This is a genomic window from Methylobacterium symbioticum, from assembly GCF_902141845.1.
GTDB classification, from domain to species: Bacteria; Pseudomonadota; Alphaproteobacteria; order Rhizobiales; family Beijerinckiaceae; genus Methylobacterium; species Methylobacterium symbioticum.
This window is the reverse complement of sequence record NZ_CABFPH010000106.1, coordinates 1-17,146: the sequence shown is the minus strand read 5'-3', so window position 1 is coordinate 17,146 and position 17,146 is coordinate 1. Positions and strand designations below refer to the sequence as shown.

Here is a 17,146-nt window from a genome sequence, read left to right as displayed (position 1 = left end):
CGAGCGCCGCGCGCAGCGCCAGCAGCAGCCCGGCCCCGGCGGCGAGGCCGGCGAGCAGCGGCGCCCGCGCGCCGAGGCGCCCGGGCAGGAGCGCGACGAGCGCGGCCTCGGCGGCAACGAGGAGGAGGATCGCATCGGCGATCCGACCGGACGCGAACAGGGAGGCGAGCGGATCGGCGAGAAGGCGGGCGAGCGTCTCCATCTCAGCCGCCCCGCGCATCGGCCGCGAGGCCGGGATTGAGCCGCAGGATGCGCAGGTTGAGGAAGGCGGCCACGCCGACCCAGCCGAGATAGGGCAGGAGGAGCAGGGCCCCGGCGAGGCTGAGGCGGGCGAGCACGATCACCAGCAGCAGGATCGACAGCCAGAGCAGCACGATCTCGGCGAGCGCCCAGTCCGGCCGGCGCAGGCGGAAGAACAGCACGCTCCAGGCGATGTTGAGCACGGCGTTGAGGCCGAAGGCGGCGAGCAGCAGGGCGCGCTCGGCCGTGCCCGCGCTCGCGCTCCAACCGAGGCTCGCGGAGGCCGCCGCGAGCGCCAGGATCACCGCCCAGATCGGGCCGAAGGCCCGGTCCGGCGGCTTCCAGGCCGGCACGCGGAGGCCGTGGTACCAGGCGTCGGTGCGCGTCGCGACGCCGCCGGCGAGCCCGACGAGGAGGGCGGCGGCGCCGGCGACGAGGACGGGGAGGGTCGCCCCGCTCACGGCGAGACCCAGCGGAACAGGTGGGCGAGGTCCTTCAGGAAGATCCGCACATGGGCGACGGGCTTCCTCCGCACCAGCTCCTTGTTCATGTAGGCGTCCCAGGTGAGCTGCTGCACGTCCTTGTCCCGGCAGATCGAGACGAAGCGCTCGCGCAGGCCGTCGCTCCGGTACCAGACCCACTGCATCATCCGCAGGATCAGGAAGACGCGCCCGTGCAGGCGCATGAAGCGGGCCCGCGCCCGGGCCAGCGCCCGCGCGTCGCCGGTGGCGAGGAAGGCCTGGGCCGCCTCCGCCGCGAGCCGGCCGCCGAGCATCGCGTAGTAGATGCCCTCGCCGGAGGCCGGGGCGACGATGCCGGCGGCGTCGCCCGTGAGGAGCACGTCGCGGCCGTTGTCCCAGCGCTTCAGGGGCTTCAGGGGCAGAGGCGCGCCCTCGCCGCGGACGAGGGCGCCCTGGTCGAGACCGGATTCGGCCCGCAAGGCTCGGATGGCGCCGCGGAGCGAGAAGCCCTTGCGGGCGCTGCCGGTGCCGACGCTGATCGTGTCCCCGTGCGGAAAGATCCAGGCATAGAAATCCGGCGAGAGCCGGCCCTGGTAGTAGACGTCGCAGCGGCTCGCCTCGCAGGCGGCGGGCGCGGCCGGCTTCCGCACGATCTCGTGGTAGGCGAAGACCTGCCGCATGGCGGCGTGGCCGGGGATCTCGGCGCGGCCGACCGCCGAGCTCGCCCCGTCGGCGCCGATGACGAGGCGGGCGGTGACGCTCCGCTCGCCCCCGCCCTCCCGGCCGCCCTCCCGGAAATGCACGGTCGCGCGCCCGTCCGCGCGGGTGATGCGGGTGAACAGGCCGTCGCGGCGCTGCGCCCCGGCCTCGGCGGCGCGGGCGCGCAGCCAGGGGTCGAAGTGCTCGCGGTCGACCATGCCGACGAAGCCCTCGCCCACCGGCATGTCGACGCTCTTGCCGGACGGCGCCACCATCCGGGCGGCGCGGATGCGCGCGACGAGGAGATGGTCGGGGATCGCGAAGTCGCGGATCAGCCGCGGCGGGATGGCGCCGCCGCAGGGCTTGATCCGCCCGGCCCGATCGAGGAGCAGCACGGAGATCCCGGCCCGGGCCAGCTCGGTGGCGGCGGTGGCGCCGGCCGGCCCGCCGCCCACCACCACGACGTCGAAGCTCTCCGGGGTCCGGGGCGCGGCGGGATCGGCCATGGCACTACCTCGCTTCGAGTTCCGGGTCCGAGGCCCCGCCCGATCGCGTCGCGATGGGGCAGGGCCTCGGCCTCTCATCGTGCCGCATGTCCGTGCGCCGAACCGGCCTCCGCTTCGGCGGGAAATGCGAGGGAGAAGCGCGCGGTCCGCGCGAGGGCATCGCCGCCGGCAGCCGGCGGCGCGAGGCGCAGCGCGATCAGGGCGGCCACCACGAACAGCCCGGCCTCGGCCGTGAAGACGGCGGCGTAGGCCTGGGCCGGCTCGGCGGCGGCGAGGCGGGCGAGGTCGACGGCGAGCGTCCCCAGGAAGCCGCCCGCGCCGAAGGCGACGCCCTGCGCCGCCCCCCAGACGCCCATGCGGGTGCCGCGCTCGGCGGCGCCCCCATCGCCCGCGAGCCCCATCATCGAGCCGATGGCGGCCACCGCGTAGACGCCGTTCGAGACCCCGAGCGCGAAGACCGCGGCCCGCATCGGGAAGTCCGGCCCGAGGGTTGCGCCCATCGCGATGGCGAGGAGGGCGACGGCCGAGCCGAGGCAGCCCGCCACCGTCCAGAGCCGCAGGGAGCCGAGCACCGGCCCGCCGATCCCCGCCGTGACCGCGGCGACGGCGAGCATGCCGGCGAGCACGCCGCCGTGCTGGAGTCCGGCGAGCGTGGTGGTCGCCCCCGGCGTCATCGCGAAGGCGAGGCCGGCATAGGGCTCCAGGATCAGCTCCTGCGCGCTGTAGGCGAGCATCGAGACGAAGATGAACACAGTGAAGCGCCGCGCCGCGGGCTCGGCCAGCACCTTGCGCAGCACCGCGGCGAAGGGCGCCTTCTGCGCGCCCGCTTCCGTCGGCGCGGATGTCCGGCCCTCGATCCCGGCGACGGCGAGGGCGGCCACCGCGAAGGCGACGAGCGAGACGATGCCGGAGACCGCCATCAGCCGCGCCCCCGAGAACGGGTCGAGGAAGTGCCCGGCGAGCGGGGCGGTCACCGCGAAACCCGCGATCATCATCACCCAGACGATGGTCGCCGCCGCCCCGCGCCGCGCCTCGGCGACGCCGCCCGCGAGCAGGACGAGGAGATTGGTCCCGGCCGCGCCCGCGCCCATCCCGACGAGGAGGAAGGCCAGGACCGCGAGCCCCATCCCGGCCGCGAGCCGCGTCTCGGCGAGCGCCGTGGCGCAGGCCGCCCCGAACCCGCCGAGGCAGAGGGCGGCCATGCCGCCGAGGATCCAGGGCGTGCGCCGGCCGTGCCGGTCGGAGCCGTAGCCCCAGCGCGGCCGCAGGGTCTGCACGGCGTAGTGCAGGCCGAGCAGGGCGCCCGGCACCAGGGCGGGCAGCGCCAGCTCCACCACCATGACGCGGTTGAGGGTCGAGGTGATCAGCACCACCACGGCGCCGAGCGCCGTCTGGACGAGGCCGAGCCGGGCGATCTGGATCCAGGAGAAACCAGAGGATGAGAACCCGGAGGACGGGATGCCGGCCATCACAAGCCCCCCTGCACGAGGGGGCGCAGCGCGAAGGCCGCGGCCAGCATGCCGAGCACGTAGAGGGTGGTGCCGGTGCCGTTGTACCAGGCGGCGCGCCCGCGCGGATCCCTCAGGAAGCGCGCCATCAGGGCGAGCTGCCCGGCGAGCAGCCCGGCGACCAAGGCGGCGTGCCAGGGCCGGTCCCAGTGGACGAGGAGCGCCACCACGGCGGCCTGCGGCAGGGCCATCACCCAGCAGGCGAAGCGCGCCGCCCGCGCCACCCCGAGCTGGACCGGCAGGGAGGCGACGCCCATGCGGCGGTCGCCCTCCACCGACTTGAAGTCGTTGAGCGTCATGATGCCGTGCGCGCCCAGGGAATAGAGCAGCGCCAGCCCGAGCACCCGCCGGTCGGGCAGGGCGGCGGCCATCACGGCGGCCCCGGTGAACCAGGGCAGGCCCTCGTAGCAGAGCGCCACCGCGGCGTTGCCCCACCAGCCGTTGCGCTTCAGCCGGACGGGGGGCGCCGAGTAGATCCAGGCGAGCGTCAGGCCGAAGGCCGCGGCCCCGAGGATCCAGGGCCCGAGCGCGGCGGCGACGAGGAGGGAGAGCGCCGTCCAGCCCGCGGCGAGGTAGAGGCCCCAGCGGCCCGGGATCCGCCCCGAGGGGATCGGCCGGCCGGGCTCGTTGATGGCGTCGACCTCGCGGTCGAACCAGTCGTTGGCGGCCTGGCTGGTGGCGCAGACCAGGGGCCCGGCGAGCAGGACGCCCGCCGCGATCACGGGCCATTGTCCCGAAGCCGGATATCCCGAGGAGACCACGCCGCAGGCGAAGGCCCACATCGGCGCGAACCACGTGATCGGCTTGAGGAGCTCGACGACTGCGCTCGGAGCGGGCGTTGCCATGCGGGAAGGCTAGGTTGCCCCGCCGCCGGGTGTCAAGTTCAATTTACACTTTGCGGCTGACACAGGCCGTACTGCGACAAGGCGTCCGCACGCTGCAGCGCACGAATATTGTCTTGTGCGCAGCAATATAAAAGTGAATGCAAAGTACAGCCGAATCGAGGGCGTTCCCGCCCTGGCCGGTGCCGACGGCTCCCGCCCTATGCCTCGTCCGCACCGTCGAGGTCGCCGACGCCGTAGCGGCGCATCTTGGCGTAGAGGCCCTGCCGGCTGAGGCCGAGCATCTCGGCGGCCGAGGCCCGGTTGTCGCGGGTGATGCGCAGAGCCGCCTCGATGCAGAGCTTCTCGATGAGGTCGGTGGTCTCGCGCACGAGGGTCTTCATCGAGACGCGCCCGACGAGCTCGGTCATCTGCTCGACCGAGCGGGGCAGGCTGCCGGAGAGCGGCGCGGCCGCCCGGCGCGGCCCGGCGCGGAAGGAGAAGCCGAGGCAGCCCCGGCCCGGCACCGCGACGGCGGCGATCTCGACATCCTCCACCGAGCCGTACTGGCCGCGCAGCACCGTGCTGAACCGGCGGACCGAGCCGTGGTCGCGCAGCGTCGCGAAGAGGGCCTGCGCCTCGGTCTCGTCGTGGCCGAGCCAGCGCTCCACCGGCTGGCCGCGGGCCTGCTCCTCCGTGGCGAGCTGCACCAGTTCGAGGAAGGCGGTGTTGGCCGCGAGCACGCGGTGGCCCGAATCGGTGACGACGAAGCCCTCGGGCAGGGCACGGATCAGCTCGGCCGCGTGGGTGGAGAGGCCTGCCCCCTCCTCGCGCGCCGCCGGCACGGCGAGCCGCAGCAGCACGCTGGTGCTGGTCTCGCCCCGGAACAGGGAGGCCGAGACGGTGGCCGGGCCGCGGTTATGGGCGAGACGCGCCTCGAAATCCGGCGCCTCGCCGGCGACGCGCAGGGTGGTGAACAGCACTTCGAGGTCGCGGGCGCTGCGGTCCTCGAACAGGTCGACCACGTCCTGTCCGGCGATGCGCTTCGGCACGCGGCCGATCAGGCGGGCGGCGGCCGGGTTCACCTCGGTGATGCGCCGCGTCCCGGCATCGACCACGAGGACCGGCTCGCCCGAGAGCTGGAAGAGCAGGCGGTAGCGCGTCTCGGCCGCGCGCAGGCGGTCGTAGTCGCGCTCCATCGCCTGCTGCGCCTCGGCGAGGCGCCGCTGCAGGGCCGCCACCGCACGCAGGTTCCGGCCGACCAGGATCACCGGCCCGTCGGAATTCGGCCGCAGGGCCGCGTAGCGCACCGGCAGGTCCGGCCCCTCGGGGCTCGGGTGGTTCACCTGCCGCCAGCGGGTGAGGGCGCCGGCCCGCGCCTCGCGCAGGAGCGCCTCCACCTTCGGACGGCTCTCGACGGTGACCGTGTCGCTGAGGGCCCGCCCGCGCCAGGCGGCCACCGCCTCCGGACCCGGATCCTCGCCGCCGGCGCTCACCTCCCGGATCACGCCGTCGGGATCGACCACGAGGGAGAGGTCGGTGGCGGCCGCGACGATCAGCCCCGCGCTCGCCCCGTCGAGGAGGGCGGCCGTGATCGGCAGCGCCGCGGACGGCGCGTGCGGGACGGGGCGGACAGGTGCGCTCACGGTCACCACTTCTGATGGGCCAAACAGGTCCTTTCAACAGGCTCGCGCCTGTATTTCAAGCAAGGATTCAGCGATATCCGGTGCGGAAGCCGCCTCCATCGCACAGGCATCCGCTCCGACCGCGGCGACCTGCCCGGGATGGCGCGCGAAATAGGCGCCGCCAACCAGAATTCGCAACTCAGGATTGCATGACGCCGCGCGCAGGGCGGCGATCGCCGGGGCCAGGGCCGGCAGGTAGACGTCGCTGGCGAGGCTCAGGCCGACCACGTCGAACGGCTCGCGGGCGACCGCGAGCACGCCCGAGCCGCCGTCCGGCAAACCGACCGTCCAGCCCGCCTGCCGGAAGGCGCTCGCCGCGAGGACGAGGCCGAAGACATGCGTCTCGCCGGGGCAGGGCAGGAGGAGCACGCTGCGCCCGCGCGGCGGCGCCTCGGTCTCGAGGCGGGCGCAGAGCATCCGCGCGATGACCTGGAGCCGGCCGAGCGCCGTCGTGACGGCGAGGAAGTCGCACGCATCCTCCTCCCAGAGGCTGCCGAGATGCCGGGCGGCCGGGGCGAGCAGGTCGGCGAGCAGGCTCTCCAGGGGCAGGCCGCGCGAGAGCAGGTCGGCGACGGCAGGGCGCACGTCGTCCCCGCCCGACAGGAGCGGGCCGGGACTGAGCAGCAGCGCGGCGAATCGGGCCGCCTCCTCCGGCGTCGGGCGCCGCGGCGCCTTCGCGCGCGGCGCGGAGGCCTGGGCGTGGACCAGCATCAGCCGGGGCAGGATCTCGCCCTCGATGAGGCCGGCCAGGACGTCCGGCCGATCGAGCGGGGGGCGTCCGACGGAGAGGGCCGGGGAGAAGTCGAGCAGCGCGCAGTCGAAGGCGAGATCGCCGGGATCCCAGCGGTAGCACCGAGCGTCGCCCATCGACAGCCTCCCTGATCGCGAGGGTCTCGAACCTCCTCGCAGGGTGCCGGCGAAGCGGCCGGCATCGTGGCGGACGGTGCCCGGCATCTGGTGTCCGGGCTTCCGTAGTGGCGTGGGCTTCCCTCGGGGGAAGTCTTCTTGCGGCGGCCGAGGGCAGGGCCGATGGAAGCCGGACGATACGCCGATACTGTGCGTTGGCAATGGTGAAGCCGAAGAAATAATGCATTTCTGTCATCCGCCACTGTCACATACAAATGACGTAAAGGCAGATTGACACTTCTGGGACGGCGGGCCTAGGTTCGCTGCCAAGCGGGGTTCCCGAATGGGACCCGAATGGCGACGAGGGCGGACGCGATGGGTCCAGGCCGGCCGACACCGCTCTACACGGAGGCCCAGCGCCGGCGCCGGGACGCCACGCCGTGGACCCTGGTGCAGGGCGTGCTCGCTCCCCTCCAGTTCCTCGCCTTCCTGGCGAGCCTCGCCCTGGTGCTGCGGGCGCTGGCGACGGGCGAGGGGATCTGGGCGGCCAATCTCTCGGTCGTGGTCAAGACCGGCCTCCTCTACGCGATCATGGTCACCGGCTCGATCTGGGAGAAGGCGGTGTTCGGGCGCTACCTGTTCGCCCCGGCCTTCTTCTGGGAGGACGTGGTCAGCATGCTGGTGCTGACGCTCCACACCGCCTACCTCGCCGCCCTGGCCGGCGGGCTGCTGGCGCCGGAGCCGCTCCTCGTCCTCGCGCTGGCGGCCTACGCCGCCTACCTCGTCAATGCCGGGCAGTTCCTGATCAAGCTGCGCGCGGCGCGGCTGCAGGGCGCGGCGGTCCCGGGCCACCTCGACGCCGCGGGAGGCCTCTCGTGAACGCCCCCGTCCCGGCCGAGACCTGCGGCATCGACCTCGTGCGCGAGCGCGGGCAGCGCGCGGTGTTCTGCGGGCTCACCGGCATCGTCTGGCTGCACCGCAAGATCCAGGACGCCTTCTTCCTCGTGGTCGGCTCGCGCACCTGCGCGCACCTGATCCAGTCGGCGGCGGGCGTGATGATCTTCGCCGAGCCGCGCTTCGCCACCGCCATCCTCGACGAGCGGGATCTCGCCGGAATCGCCGATGCCGAGGCGGAACTCGACGCCGCGGTGGAGCGGCTCGTCGCGCGCCGGCCCGACATCCGGCTCCTGTTCCTCGTCGGCTCCTGCCCCTCCGAGGTGATCAAGCTCGACCTGACCCGCGCGGCCTTCCGCCTCTCGCGCCGCCTCGCGCCGGTGCGGGTGCTGACCTATTCGGGCTCGGGCATCGAGACCACCTTCACGGAAGGGGAGGATGCCTGCCTCGCCGCCCTGGTGCCGGACTTGCCCGAGGCGGACGAGGGGGACGGCGCCCTGCTGGTGGCCGGCGCGCTCGGCGATGTGGTCGAGGACCAGTTCGCGCGGCTCTTCGCCGATCTCGGCATTCCGGTGCGCTTCCTGCCGGGGCGGCGGGCCGAGGCGATGCCGGCGATCCGCCCCGGCATGCCCTACCTGCTGGCGCAGCCCTTCCTGGCGGGCACCGCCCGGGCGCTCGACGGGCGCGGCCTGCACCACCTGCCGGCGCCCTTTCCCCTCGGTGCCGAGGGCACCACGGGCTGGCTGCGGGCGGCGTCCGAGGCCTTCGGCGTCGCGCCGGAGCGCTTCGCGGCGGCGACGGAGGCGGGGCGGCGCCGGGCCGCGACGGCGCTCGTGCCCCACCGGGCCGCGCTCGCCGGGCGGCGGATCTTCTTCTTCCCCGATTCCCAGCTCGAAGTGCCGCTCGCCCGCTTCCTGGCCCGGGAGATGGGGGCCGAGATCGTCGAGGTCGGCACGCCCTACCTCCACCGCGGCCACCTCGCCGAGGAGATCGCGTGCCTGCCGGTCGGCACCCGCGTGGTCGAGGGCCAGAGCCTCGACGACCAGATGGACCGCGCCCGCGCCGCCCGGCCGGACCTCTCCGTCTGCGGCCTCGGCCTCGCCAACCCGCTGGAGGCGGAGGGCCTCGCGACCAAGTGGTCGATCGAGCTCCTGTTCACCCCCGTCCAGGGCTACGAGCAGGCCGGCGACCTCGCCGAGCTGTTCGCCCGCCCGCTGCGGCGGCGCGCGCTCCTGGAGGTCTAGATGCAACTGACGCTCTGGACCTACGAGGGACCGCCCCATATCGGCGCCATGCGGGTCGCCACCGCGATGCGCGGACTGCACTACGTGCTGCACGCACCGCAGGGCGACACCTACGCGGACCTGCTCTTCACCATGATCGAGCGGCGGGATGCCCGACCGCCCGTCACCTACACCACCTTCCGCGCCGAGGATCTCGGCCGCGACACCGCCGAGCTGTTCAAGCAGGCCTGCGCCGAGGCCTATGCGCGCTTCCGGCCGCAGGCGATGATCGTCGGCGCCTCCTGCACGGCGGAGCTGATCCAGGACGATCCGGGCGGGCTCGCCCGCGCCCTCGGCCTGCCGGTCCCGGTGATCCCACTGGAATTGCCGGCCTACCAGAAGAAGGAGAACTGGGGCGCCTCCGAGACCTTCTACCGGCTGGTGCGCGCGCTCGCACCGGCGCCAGTCGCGCCGGCCCCGGGCACCTCCCAAGGGGCGCGCGACCCCCGTCTGTGCAACATCCTCGGGCCCACCGCCCTCGGCTTCCGCCACCGCGACGACCTCGTCGAGGTGCGCCGCCTGCTCGCCCGCCTCGGCGTCGGGGTGAACGTGGTGGCGCCGCTCGGCGCCAGCCCCGCCGATCTCGCGCGCCTGCCCGAGGCCGCCTTCAACCTCGTGCTCTACCCCGAGACGGGCCGCGCGGCCGCGCAGTACCTGGAGACGGCGCACGGCCAGCCCTTCGTGGAGATCCCGCCGATCGGCGTCGGCGCGACCCGGCGCTTCGTCGAGGCGGTGGCGGAGCGCGCCGGGGTCGCGGCGGGCCCCGTCCTCGACGATCCCGGCTCGCGCCTGCCCTGGTACGCGCGCTCGGTCGATTCGACCTATCTCACCGGCAAGCGCGTCTTCGTCTTCGGCGACGCCACGCACGCGGTGGCCCTGGCCCGGCTCGCGGCCCGCGAGATCGGCTTCCGGGTCGTCGGGCTCGGCACCTACGAGCGCGGCTTCGCCCGCGAGGTGCGGGCGGAGGCCGCCCTGCACGGGATCGAGGCCCTCGTCGCCGACGACTACCTGGAGGTCGAGGCGGCGATCCAGGCGGCGTCGCCCGACCTCGTCCTCGGCACGCAGATGGAGCGCCACGTCGCCAAGCGGCTGGGCCTGCCCTGCGCCGTCATCTCGGCGCCCGCCCACGTGCAGGACTATCCCGCCCGCCACGCGCCGCTGATGGGCTTCGAGGGCGCCAACGTCCTGTTCGACACCCTGGTCCACCCGCTGATGATGGGTCTGGAGGAGCACCTCCTCGGCCTGTTCCGCGAGGACCGCGAGTTCCACGCGGAGGCCGCGCCGTCGCATCTCGGGGCAAGCACCGTCCCGCCATCCATGCAGGACGAGGCGCGGGCCCCCTCTCCCGATCGGGAGAGGGTTGGGGTGAGGGTCGAGAACGCGCAGGACGAGGCTGCGACCGACCCGCTTCACCGTCGCGATCTCTCCGTAGAGTTCTCATCCCTCACCCCAGCCCTCTCCCGAACGGGAGAGGGGGCCGGTCGCGGCCCCGGTGACCGACCGGCAGCCACCACCGCCATCTGGGCCCCCGACGCCGAGCGCGAGCTGAAAAAGATTCCCTTCTTCGTGCGCTCCCGGGCACGGACCAACACCGAGACCTTCGCGCGCGAGCGCAGCATCCCGCTCATCACCCTCGAGACCCTCTACGATGCCAAGGCGCATTTCGGCCGATAGGGCGGATGCCGGCGCGCAGGGGCGCCCGGGCATCCGCGTCGTCATCGTGACGCTCGACAACCATCTGGCGAGCGCGGTGGAGCGGGCGCGCCTGCGGCTCCGGTCCGAGATGCCGGGGCTCGATCTGGCCTTCCACGCCGCCGCCGAGTGGGAGACCGCGCCGGACGCCCTGGCGCGCGCCGAGGCGGACATCGCAGGCGCCGACATCGTGCTCTGCGCCATGCTGTTCCTCGACGAGCATGTCCGCGCGATCCTGCCCGCCCTGAAGGCGCGCCGCGCGGGCTGCGACGCCATGGTCGGCTGCCTGTCGGCCGGCGAGATCGTGCGGGTGACGAAGCTCGGCCGCTTCGACATGAGCGGGGGCAAGCGCAGCGCCCTCGACTTCCTGAAGCGCCTGCGCGGCAAGCCGGGCGCGGAAGGCAACGCCGCCCGCCAGATGGCGCTGGTGCGCAAGTTGCCCAAGATCCTGCGCTTCATCCCGGGCTCGGCCCAGGACGTGCGGGCCTATTTCCTCACCCTGCAATACTGGCTCGCCGGGTCCGAGGCGAACGTCGCCGCCCTGGTGCGCTTCCTGGTGCAGCGCTACGCCGCCGGCCCGCGGAGCGCCTGGCGGGCGCTGGCGCCGGCGCCCGCGCCCCTCGACTACCCCGAGACCGGGCTCTACCACCCGCGCCTGCCGCGGCGCATCGGCGAGGATGCGGCCGCGCTGCCGGGCCTGCCCGGAGCGACAGGCCGGGTCGGCCTCCTGCTGATGCGCTCCTACGTGCTCGCCGGGAACACCGCCCATTACGACGGGGTGATCGCGGCCCTCGAGGCGCGCGGCCTCGACGTGGTGCCGGCCTTCGCGAGCGGGCTCGACAACCGGCCTGCGGTGGAGGCCTTCTTCACGCGCTCCGGCCGCGCCACGATCGACGCGCTGGTCTCGCTCACCGGCTTCTCGCTGGTCGGCGGCCCGGCCTACAACGACGCCGCGGCGGCGGAGGCGACGCTCGCCCGCCTCGACGTGCCCTACCTCGCCGCCCAGGCCCTCGAGTTCCAGACGATCGAGCAATGGGAGGCGGGCGCCCGCGGGCTGTCGCCGGTGGAGGCCACCATGATGGTGGCGATCCCCGAACTCGACGGCGCCACCGCGCCGATGGTGTTCGGCGGACGCTCCGCCGCGTCGGGCAGCGACAATGCCCGCGACATGCGCGCCCACCCGGAGCGCGCCGGCCGCCTCGCCGAGCGGGTCGCGCGCCTGGTCGCCTTGCGCCGTACGCCGAAATCCGAGCGGAGGCTCGGGATCGTGCTGTTCAACTTCCCCCCGAATGCCGGCGCCACCGGCTCGGCGGCGTTCCTGGCGGTCTACGCCTCGCTCCTCAACACCCTGCGGGCGTTGCAGGCCGAGGGCTACGCGGTCGAGGTGCCCGAGAGCGCGGACGCCCTGCGGGCGCGGATCCTCGGCGGCAACGCGGACCGCTACGGCATGCCGGCCAACGTCCATGCCCGCATCCCGGCCGACGACCATGTCGCCCGCGAGCCGCACCTGCCCGAGATCGAGGCGCAGTGGGGCCCCGCGCCCGGCCGCCACCAGAGCGACGGGTCCGCGCTCCTGGTGCTCGGCGCGTCGTTCGGCAACGTCTTCGTCGGGGTGCAGCCCGCCTTCGGCTACGAGGGCGACCCGATGCGGCTGCTGTTCGAGCAGGGCTTCGCGCCGACCCACGCCTTCTGCGCCTTCTACCGCTGGCTGCGCGAGGATTTCCGCGCCGACGCGATCCTGCATTTCGGCACGCACGGCGCCCTCGAATTCATGCCGGGCAAGCAGACCGGCCTCTCGGCCGCCTGCTGGCCGGAGCGGCTGATCGGCGCCACGCCCAACGTCTATCTCTACGCCGCCAACAACCCCTCCGAGGGCACGCTCGCCAAGCGCCGCTCGGCCGCGACCCTCGTCAGCTACCTGACGCCGAGCCTCGCCGCGGCCGGGCTCTATCGCGGCCTCATCGACCTCAAGGCCTCCCTGGAGCGCTGGCGGGCGCTGCCGCCGGAATCCGCCCACGAGCGGGGGGCTCTCGCCGCCCTGATCCAGGGCCAGGGCGCCGCCCTCGACCTCGTGGCGGGCGAGCCCGCCTGGACCGGCGAGAGCGGACCGGTGGAGGCCCTGCGGGCGGCCCTCGACGAGTTGGAGCAGACCCTGATCCCGCACGGGCTGCACGTGCTCGGCGAGCCCGTCGGGCAGGCCGAGCGGGCCGACCTGCTCGCGGCGCTCGCCGAGGCCTCGCACGGGCTGAAGCCGGGGCCGGCCGCGCTGGCGGCGCTGGCTGCGGGGGAGGGGGCGGAGACCGCCTTCCGCGCGAGCGGCCTCGCCGAGACGGCCCGCCCCGCCTTCGCGACGCTCGCCGAGATCAACGGGCAGCTCACCCGCTCGGAGGAGATCGCCGGCCTGCTGCGCGCCCTCGATGGCCGCTTCGTGCCGCCGGTGCCGGGCGGGGACCTGCTGCGCAACCCCGCCATCCTGCCCACCGGCCGCAATCTCCACGGCTTCGACCCCTACCGCCTGCCCTCCGCCTTCGCGGTGGCCGACGGGGCCGCCCAGGTGGAGCGGGTGCTGGCCCGCCACCGCGCCGACGGCAGCCCGCTCCCCGAGAGCGTGGCCCTCGTCCTGTGGGGCACCGACAACCTGAAGAGCGAGGGCGGCCCGATCGCCCAGGCGCTCGCGCTGATCGGCGCCGCGCCGCGCTTCGACGGCTACGGCCGGCTCGCCGGCGCCGCGCTGATCCCGCTGGAGCGGCTCGGGCGCCCGCGCATCGACGCGGTGGTGACGCTGTCCGGCATCTTCCGCGACCTGCTCCCCTTGCAGACCAAGCTTCTGGCGGAGGCGAGCTTCCTCGCGGCCACCGCCGAGGAGCCCGTCGAGCAGAACTTCGTGCGCAAGCACGCGCTCGCCCTCCAGGCCGAGCAGGGCTGCGACCTCGAGACGGCGGCGCTCCGCGTGTTCTCGAACGCGGAAGGGGCCTACGGCGCCAACGTCAACCAGCTGGTGGAATCCGGCCGCTGGGACGACGAGGCCGAGCTGACCGAGGCCTTCGCCCGCCGCAAGAGCTTCGCCTATGGCCGCTCGGGCCGGCCGGCGCCGCAGCGCGCCCTGATGCAGGCGGTCCTGGCGAAGGTCGACCTCGCCTACCAGAACCTCGATTCCGTCGAGGTCGGCGTCACGAGCGTCGACCACTATTTCGACGGGCTCGGCGGGGTCAGCCGGGCGGTGGCCCGGGCCCGGGGCGCGGCCGTGCCGGTCTATATCAGCGACCAGACCCGCGGGGAGGGCCGCGTGCGCTCGCTGCCCGAGCAGGTGGCGCTGGAGACGCGCACCCGCATGCTCAACCCGAAATGGTACGAGGGCCTGCTCTCGCACGGCTACGAGGGCGTGCGCCAGATCGAGGCGACCCTGACCAACACGGTCGGCTGGTCGGCGACCGCCAACGCGGTCCAGCCCTGGATCTACGAGCGCATCACCGAGACCTTCGTGCTCGACCCCGCCATGCGGGCGCGGCTCTCGGATTTGAACCCGACCGCATCCGCGAAGGTCGCGAGCCGCCTGATCGAGGCGCATCGCCGCGGCTTCTGGACCCCGGACCCGGCCACCCGCGACGCCCTGGAGCGCGCCGAGGAGGAGCTGGAGGACCGGCTGGAGGGCGTCGTCGACGCCGGAACGATCACCCCGGGAGTGGCCGCATGAACATCGCGATCCGAAACCCGGTCGCGCGGCGGGAGGAGGGCAGCCTCCAGGTCGCCCTCGACCCGACCCTGAAGATCGACACCGCCAAGGTCTTCGCCGTCTACGGCAAGGGCGGCATCGGCAAGTCGACCACCTCCTCGAACCTCTCGGTCGCCTTCGCCAAGCTCGGCAAGCGGGTCCTCCAGATCGGCTGCGACCCGAAGCACGATTCGACCTTCACCCTGACCAAGCGCCTCGCCCCCACCGTGATCGACGCGCTGGAGGCGGTGAACTTCCACTCGGAGGAGTTGCGCCCCGAGGATTTCGTGGTGCCGGGCTATGGCGGCGTGCTCTGCGTCGAGGCCGGCGGGCCGCCGGCCGGCACCGGCTGCGGCGGCTACGTGGTCGGGCAGACGGTGAAGCTCCTCAAGGAGCACCACCTCCTGGAGGATACCGACGTCGTCGTCTTCGACGTGCTCGGCGACGTGGTCTGCGGCGGCTTCGCCTCGCCGCTCCAGCACGCCGACCGGGCGCTCATCGTCACGGCCAACGACTTCGACTCGATCTTCGCGATGAACCGGATCGTCGCCGCGATCCACGCCAAGTCGAAGAACTACGGCGTGCGGCTCGGCGGCGTCATCGCCAACCGCTCGGCCGGCACGGACGAGATCGACCGCTTCAACGCGGCGACGGGCCTGCGCCGCCTCGCCCATTTCCCCGATCTCGACGTGGTGCGCCGCTCGCGCCTCAAGAAGGCGACCCTGTTCGAGATGGAGGACTCGCCCGAGCTGCGCGCGGTCACCGACGCCTACATGCGGCTCGCCGAGACGCTCTGGGCCGGGGTCGAGCCGTGCGAGGCCCAGCCGATGAAGGACCGCGACCTCTTCGAGTTCCTGGGGTTCGACTGATGGCGGGCACCACCTACGACGCCCGCCGCGGCGAGCTGACCGCCTATTTCGACCGCACGGCGGCCGAGGCCTGGGCGCGGCTCACCTCCGACGCGCCGGTGAGCCGGATCCGCGCCACGGTGCGGGCCGGCCGCGACGCCATGCGGGCGAACCTGCTCTCCTGGCTGCCCGAGGACCTCGCCGGCGCCCGCCTGCTCGATGCCGGCTGCGGCACCGGGGCGCTCGCCGTCGAGGCGGCCCGCCGCGGAGCCGATGTGGTGGCGGTCGACGTCTCGCCGACCCTCATCGGCCTCGCCCGCGAGCGCCTGCCGGCGATCGCAGGCGCCGGCCGCGTCGAGTTCCGCGTCGGCGACATGCTCGATCCCGGGCTCGGGCCGTTCGACCACGTCGTGGCGATGGATTCGCTGATCCATTACAGCGCGGCCGACATCGTGCGGGCGCTTGCCCGCCTCGCCCCGCGCACGGACGGCACGCTCCTCTTCACCGTGGCGCCGCGCACCGCGCTGCTCACCCTGATGCATGCGGCGGGCAAGCTGTTCCCCAAGGCCGACCGGGCGCCGGCCATCGTGCCGGTCACGGAACGCGGCCTGCGCCGCAGCATCGCCGCCGAGCCGGCGCTGGAGGGTTTCGCAGTCGCGCGCACGCACCGCGTGAACAGCGGCTTCTACCTCTCGAACGCGGTGGCGCTCATCCGTGGCGACGGGACCGGAGCAGCCCTTCCGGACGAGGCGCGGGTCCCCTCTCCCGTTCGGGAGAGGGACAGGGTGAGGGTCGAGAACTGTCAGGAGGGGACTCCGCACGAGCCGCTTCACCGTCGCGACCTCTCCGGCGCGTTCTCATCCCTCACCCCAACCCTCTCCCGAACGGGAGAGGGGGCCTGTCGCGGTTCCCACGAAGGTTCGGAAGGCGGCCAATGAGCGCCGCCCAGACGATGACCCGCGCCCTGATGCGCCTCACCCCCGCGATCCTGCCCTTCGCGGATGCGGCGACGCCGGAACTTCCCATGGGCCGGCTCCTGCGGCTCGCCCTGTTCCAGGTGACGGTCGGCATGGCGGCGGTGCTGCTCATCGGCACGCTGAACCGCGTGATGATCGTGGAGCTCGGCGTGCAGGCCTCGGTGGTCGCGGTGATGCTGGCGCTGCCGCTGGTCTTCGCGCCGCTGCGGGCCCTGGTCGGCTTCCGCTCGGACCGGCACCGCTCGGTGCTCGGCTGGCGGCGCGTCCCCTATCTCTGGTTCGGCACCCTGCTGCAGTTCGGCGGGCTCGCCATCATGCCCTTCGCCCTGCTGATCCTGTCGGGCGACACCACCGGGCCGCTCTGGGTCGGGCAGGCGGCCGCCGCCCTCGCCTTCCTGCTGGTCGGGGCCGGGCTCCACACCGTGCAGACGGTGGGGCTGGCGCTCGCCACCGACCTCGCCCCGGCCCGCGCCCGCCCCCGGGTGGTGGCGCTGCTCTGCGCCATGCTGCTCGCCGGCATGATGGCCAGCGCCGTCGCGTTCGGGCTGCTGCTGACGCGGTTCTCGCCCGTGCGGCTGATCCAGGTGATCCAGGGCGCGGCCCTGCTGACCCTGGTGCTGAACGGCCTCGCCCTCTGGAAGCAGGAGCCGCGCGATCCCGGCCGCACCCGCGCGGCGGCGCGGGGCCCGGGCTTCTCCGAATCCTGGCGGGGCTATGCCGGGCGCGGCCGGGCGCGGCGGCGGCTCTGGGCGATCGGGCTCGGCACGGCCGGCTTCTCGATGCAGGACGTCCTGCTCGAACCCTATGGCGGGCAGATCCTCGACCTCTCGGTCGCCGCCACCACCGCGCTCACCGCCATGCTGGCGGCGGGCGGCGGGCTCGGCCTCTGGCTCGCGGCGCGCTGGCTCGCCCGCGGCGGCGACCCGTTCCGGGTGGCGGCGGCGGGCTGCGGCACCGGCATCCTCGCCTTCTCG

At 74.0% G+C, this 17,146-nt stretch carries 13 protein-coding genes and 1 pseudogene; 7 read left to right on the top strand and 7 right to left on the bottom strand.

Annotated elements, in window-relative coordinates; genetic code table 11:
- From MET9862_RS23980 to MET9862_RS23950, 7 genes and pseudogenes are all read right to left on the bottom strand, one after another.
- Positions 1–202: pseudogene (locus MET9862_RS23980) on the bottom strand (hypothetical protein); the annotation flags it as partial.
- A gap of 1 nt (position 203) precedes the next feature.
- Positions 204–701 (bottom strand): TspO/MBR family protein, encoded by a 498-nt coding sequence (locus MET9862_RS23975; protein ID WP_438616650.1) that lies wholly within the window; start codon positions 699–701, stop codon positions 204–206.
- On the bottom strand, positions 698–1,906 hold the full coding sequence (locus tag MET9862_RS23970) for a geranylgeranyl diphosphate reductase (protein WP_142585398.1): 1,209 nt from the start codon (positions 1,904–1,906) through the stop codon (positions 698–700). Before MET9862_RS23970 ends, MET9862_RS23975 begins: the two co-directional genes overlap by 4 nt.
- A 74-nt stretch (positions 1,907–1,980) precedes the next feature.
- Positions 1,981–3,375 carry a BCD family MFS transporter gene (locus MET9862_RS23965; RefSeq protein WP_142585396.1) on the bottom strand — a complete coding sequence of 465 codons (1,395 nt, stop codon included), beginning with the start codon at positions 3,373–3,375 and terminating at the stop codon, positions 1,981–1,983.
- Positions 3,375–4,259 (bottom strand): chlorophyll synthase ChlG, encoded by an 885-nt coding sequence (gene chlG / locus MET9862_RS23960; protein WP_142585394.1) that lies wholly within the window; start codon positions 4,257–4,259, stop codon positions 3,375–3,377. The genes MET9862_RS23965 and chlG overlap by 1 nt, the downstream gene beginning before the upstream one ends.
- A 197-nt stretch (positions 4,260–4,456) precedes the next feature.
- Positions 4,457–5,890, bottom strand: coding sequence for a transcriptional regulator PpsR (gene ppsR / locus MET9862_RS23955; protein WP_142585393.1), 1,434 nt, complete (start codon positions 5,888–5,890; stop codon positions 4,457–4,459).
- Positions 5,891–5,914: 24 nt separating this feature from the next.
- Complete coding sequence (locus tag MET9862_RS23950) at positions 5,915–6,787, bottom strand: cobalamin B12-binding domain-containing protein (protein WP_142585391.1); 873 nt, start codon at positions 6,785–6,787, stop codon at positions 5,915–5,917.
- A gap of 354 nt (positions 6,788–7,141) precedes the next feature.
- Between MET9862_RS23950 and bchF the strand changes: the two genes are divergently transcribed.
- The 7 genes from bchF to MET9862_RS23915 all read left to right on the top strand — a co-directional run.
- On the top strand, positions 7,142–7,645 hold the full coding sequence (gene bchF / locus MET9862_RS23945) for a 2-vinyl bacteriochlorophyllide hydratase (protein WP_142585390.1): 504 nt from the start codon (positions 7,142–7,144) through the stop codon (positions 7,643–7,645).
- The gene (locus MET9862_RS23940) at positions 7,642–8,904 is read left to right on the top strand and encodes a ferredoxin:protochlorophyllide reductase (ATP-dependent) subunit N (protein ID WP_142585388.1); all 1,263 of its coding nucleotides are present in this window, start codon (positions 7,642–7,644) and stop codon (positions 8,902–8,904) included. Before bchF ends, MET9862_RS23940 begins: the two co-directional genes overlap by 4 nt.
- Positions 8,905–10,617: a ferredoxin:protochlorophyllide reductase (ATP-dependent) subunit B gene (gene bchB / locus MET9862_RS23935; RefSeq protein WP_142585386.1), complete on the top strand. Its 1,713-nt coding sequence runs from the start codon at positions 8,905–8,907 to the stop codon at positions 10,615–10,617.
- Positions 10,592–14,329 carry a magnesium chelatase subunit H gene (locus tag MET9862_RS23930; protein WP_142585384.1) on the top strand — a complete coding sequence of 1,246 codons (3,738 nt, stop codon included), beginning with the start codon at positions 10,592–10,594 and terminating at the stop codon, positions 14,327–14,329. The genes bchB and MET9862_RS23930 overlap by 26 nt, the downstream gene beginning before the upstream one ends.
- Positions 14,326–15,216: a ferredoxin:protochlorophyllide reductase (ATP-dependent) iron-sulfur ATP-binding protein gene (bchL, locus tag MET9862_RS23925; RefSeq protein WP_142585382.1), complete on the top strand. Its 891-nt coding sequence runs from the start codon at positions 14,326–14,328 to the stop codon at positions 15,214–15,216. The genes MET9862_RS23930 and bchL overlap by 4 nt, the downstream gene beginning before the upstream one ends.
- Positions 15,216–16,133, top strand: a complete 918-nt coding sequence (gene bchM, locus MET9862_RS23920; protein ID WP_244612876.1) for a magnesium protoporphyrin IX methyltransferase — start codon at positions 15,216–15,218, stop codon at positions 16,131–16,133. The genes bchL and bchM overlap by 1 nt, the downstream gene beginning before the upstream one ends.
- Positions 16,130–17,146 (top strand): MFS transporter (locus MET9862_RS23915; RefSeq protein ID WP_142585380.1); only part of this gene is annotated, 1,017 nt, incomplete at its 3' end. The genes bchM and MET9862_RS23915, both read left to right, overlap by 4 nt.

Bases quoted from the DNA above. Each gene is read 5' to 3' on its own strand.
- bchL (WP_142585382.1), top strand. From the start codon at position 14,326: ATGAACATCGCGATCCGAAACCCGGTCGCGCGGCGGGAGGAGGGCAGC.
- chlG (WP_142585394.1), bottom strand. From the start codon at position 4,259: ATGGCAACGCCCGCTCCGAGCGCAGTCGTCGAGCTCCTCAAGCCGATC.
- bchF (WP_142585390.1), top strand. From the start codon at position 7,142: ATGGGTCCAGGCCGGCCGACACCGCTCTACACGGAGGCCCAGCGCCGG.
- bchB (WP_142585386.1), top strand. From the start codon at position 8,905: ATGCAACTGACGCTCTGGACCTACGAGGGACCGCCCCATATCGGCGCC.
- MET9862_RS23950 (WP_142585391.1), bottom strand. From the start codon at position 6,787: ATGGGCGACGCTCGGTGCTACCGCTGGGATCCCGGCGATCTCGCCTTC.
- MET9862_RS23970 (WP_142585398.1), bottom strand. From the start codon at position 1,906: ATGGCCGATCCCGCCGCGCCCCGGACCCCGGAGAGCTTCGACGTCGTG.
- MET9862_RS23930 (WP_142585384.1), top strand. From the start codon at position 10,592: ATGCCAAGGCGCATTTCGGCCGATAGGGCGGATGCCGGCGCGCAGGGG.
- bchM (WP_244612876.1), top strand. From the start codon at position 15,216: ATGGCGGGCACCACCTACGACGCCCGCCGCGGCGAGCTGACCGCCTAT.
- MET9862_RS23965 (WP_142585396.1), bottom strand. From the start codon at position 3,375: ATGGCCGGCATCCCGTCCTCCGGGTTCTCATCCTCTGGTTTCTCCTGG.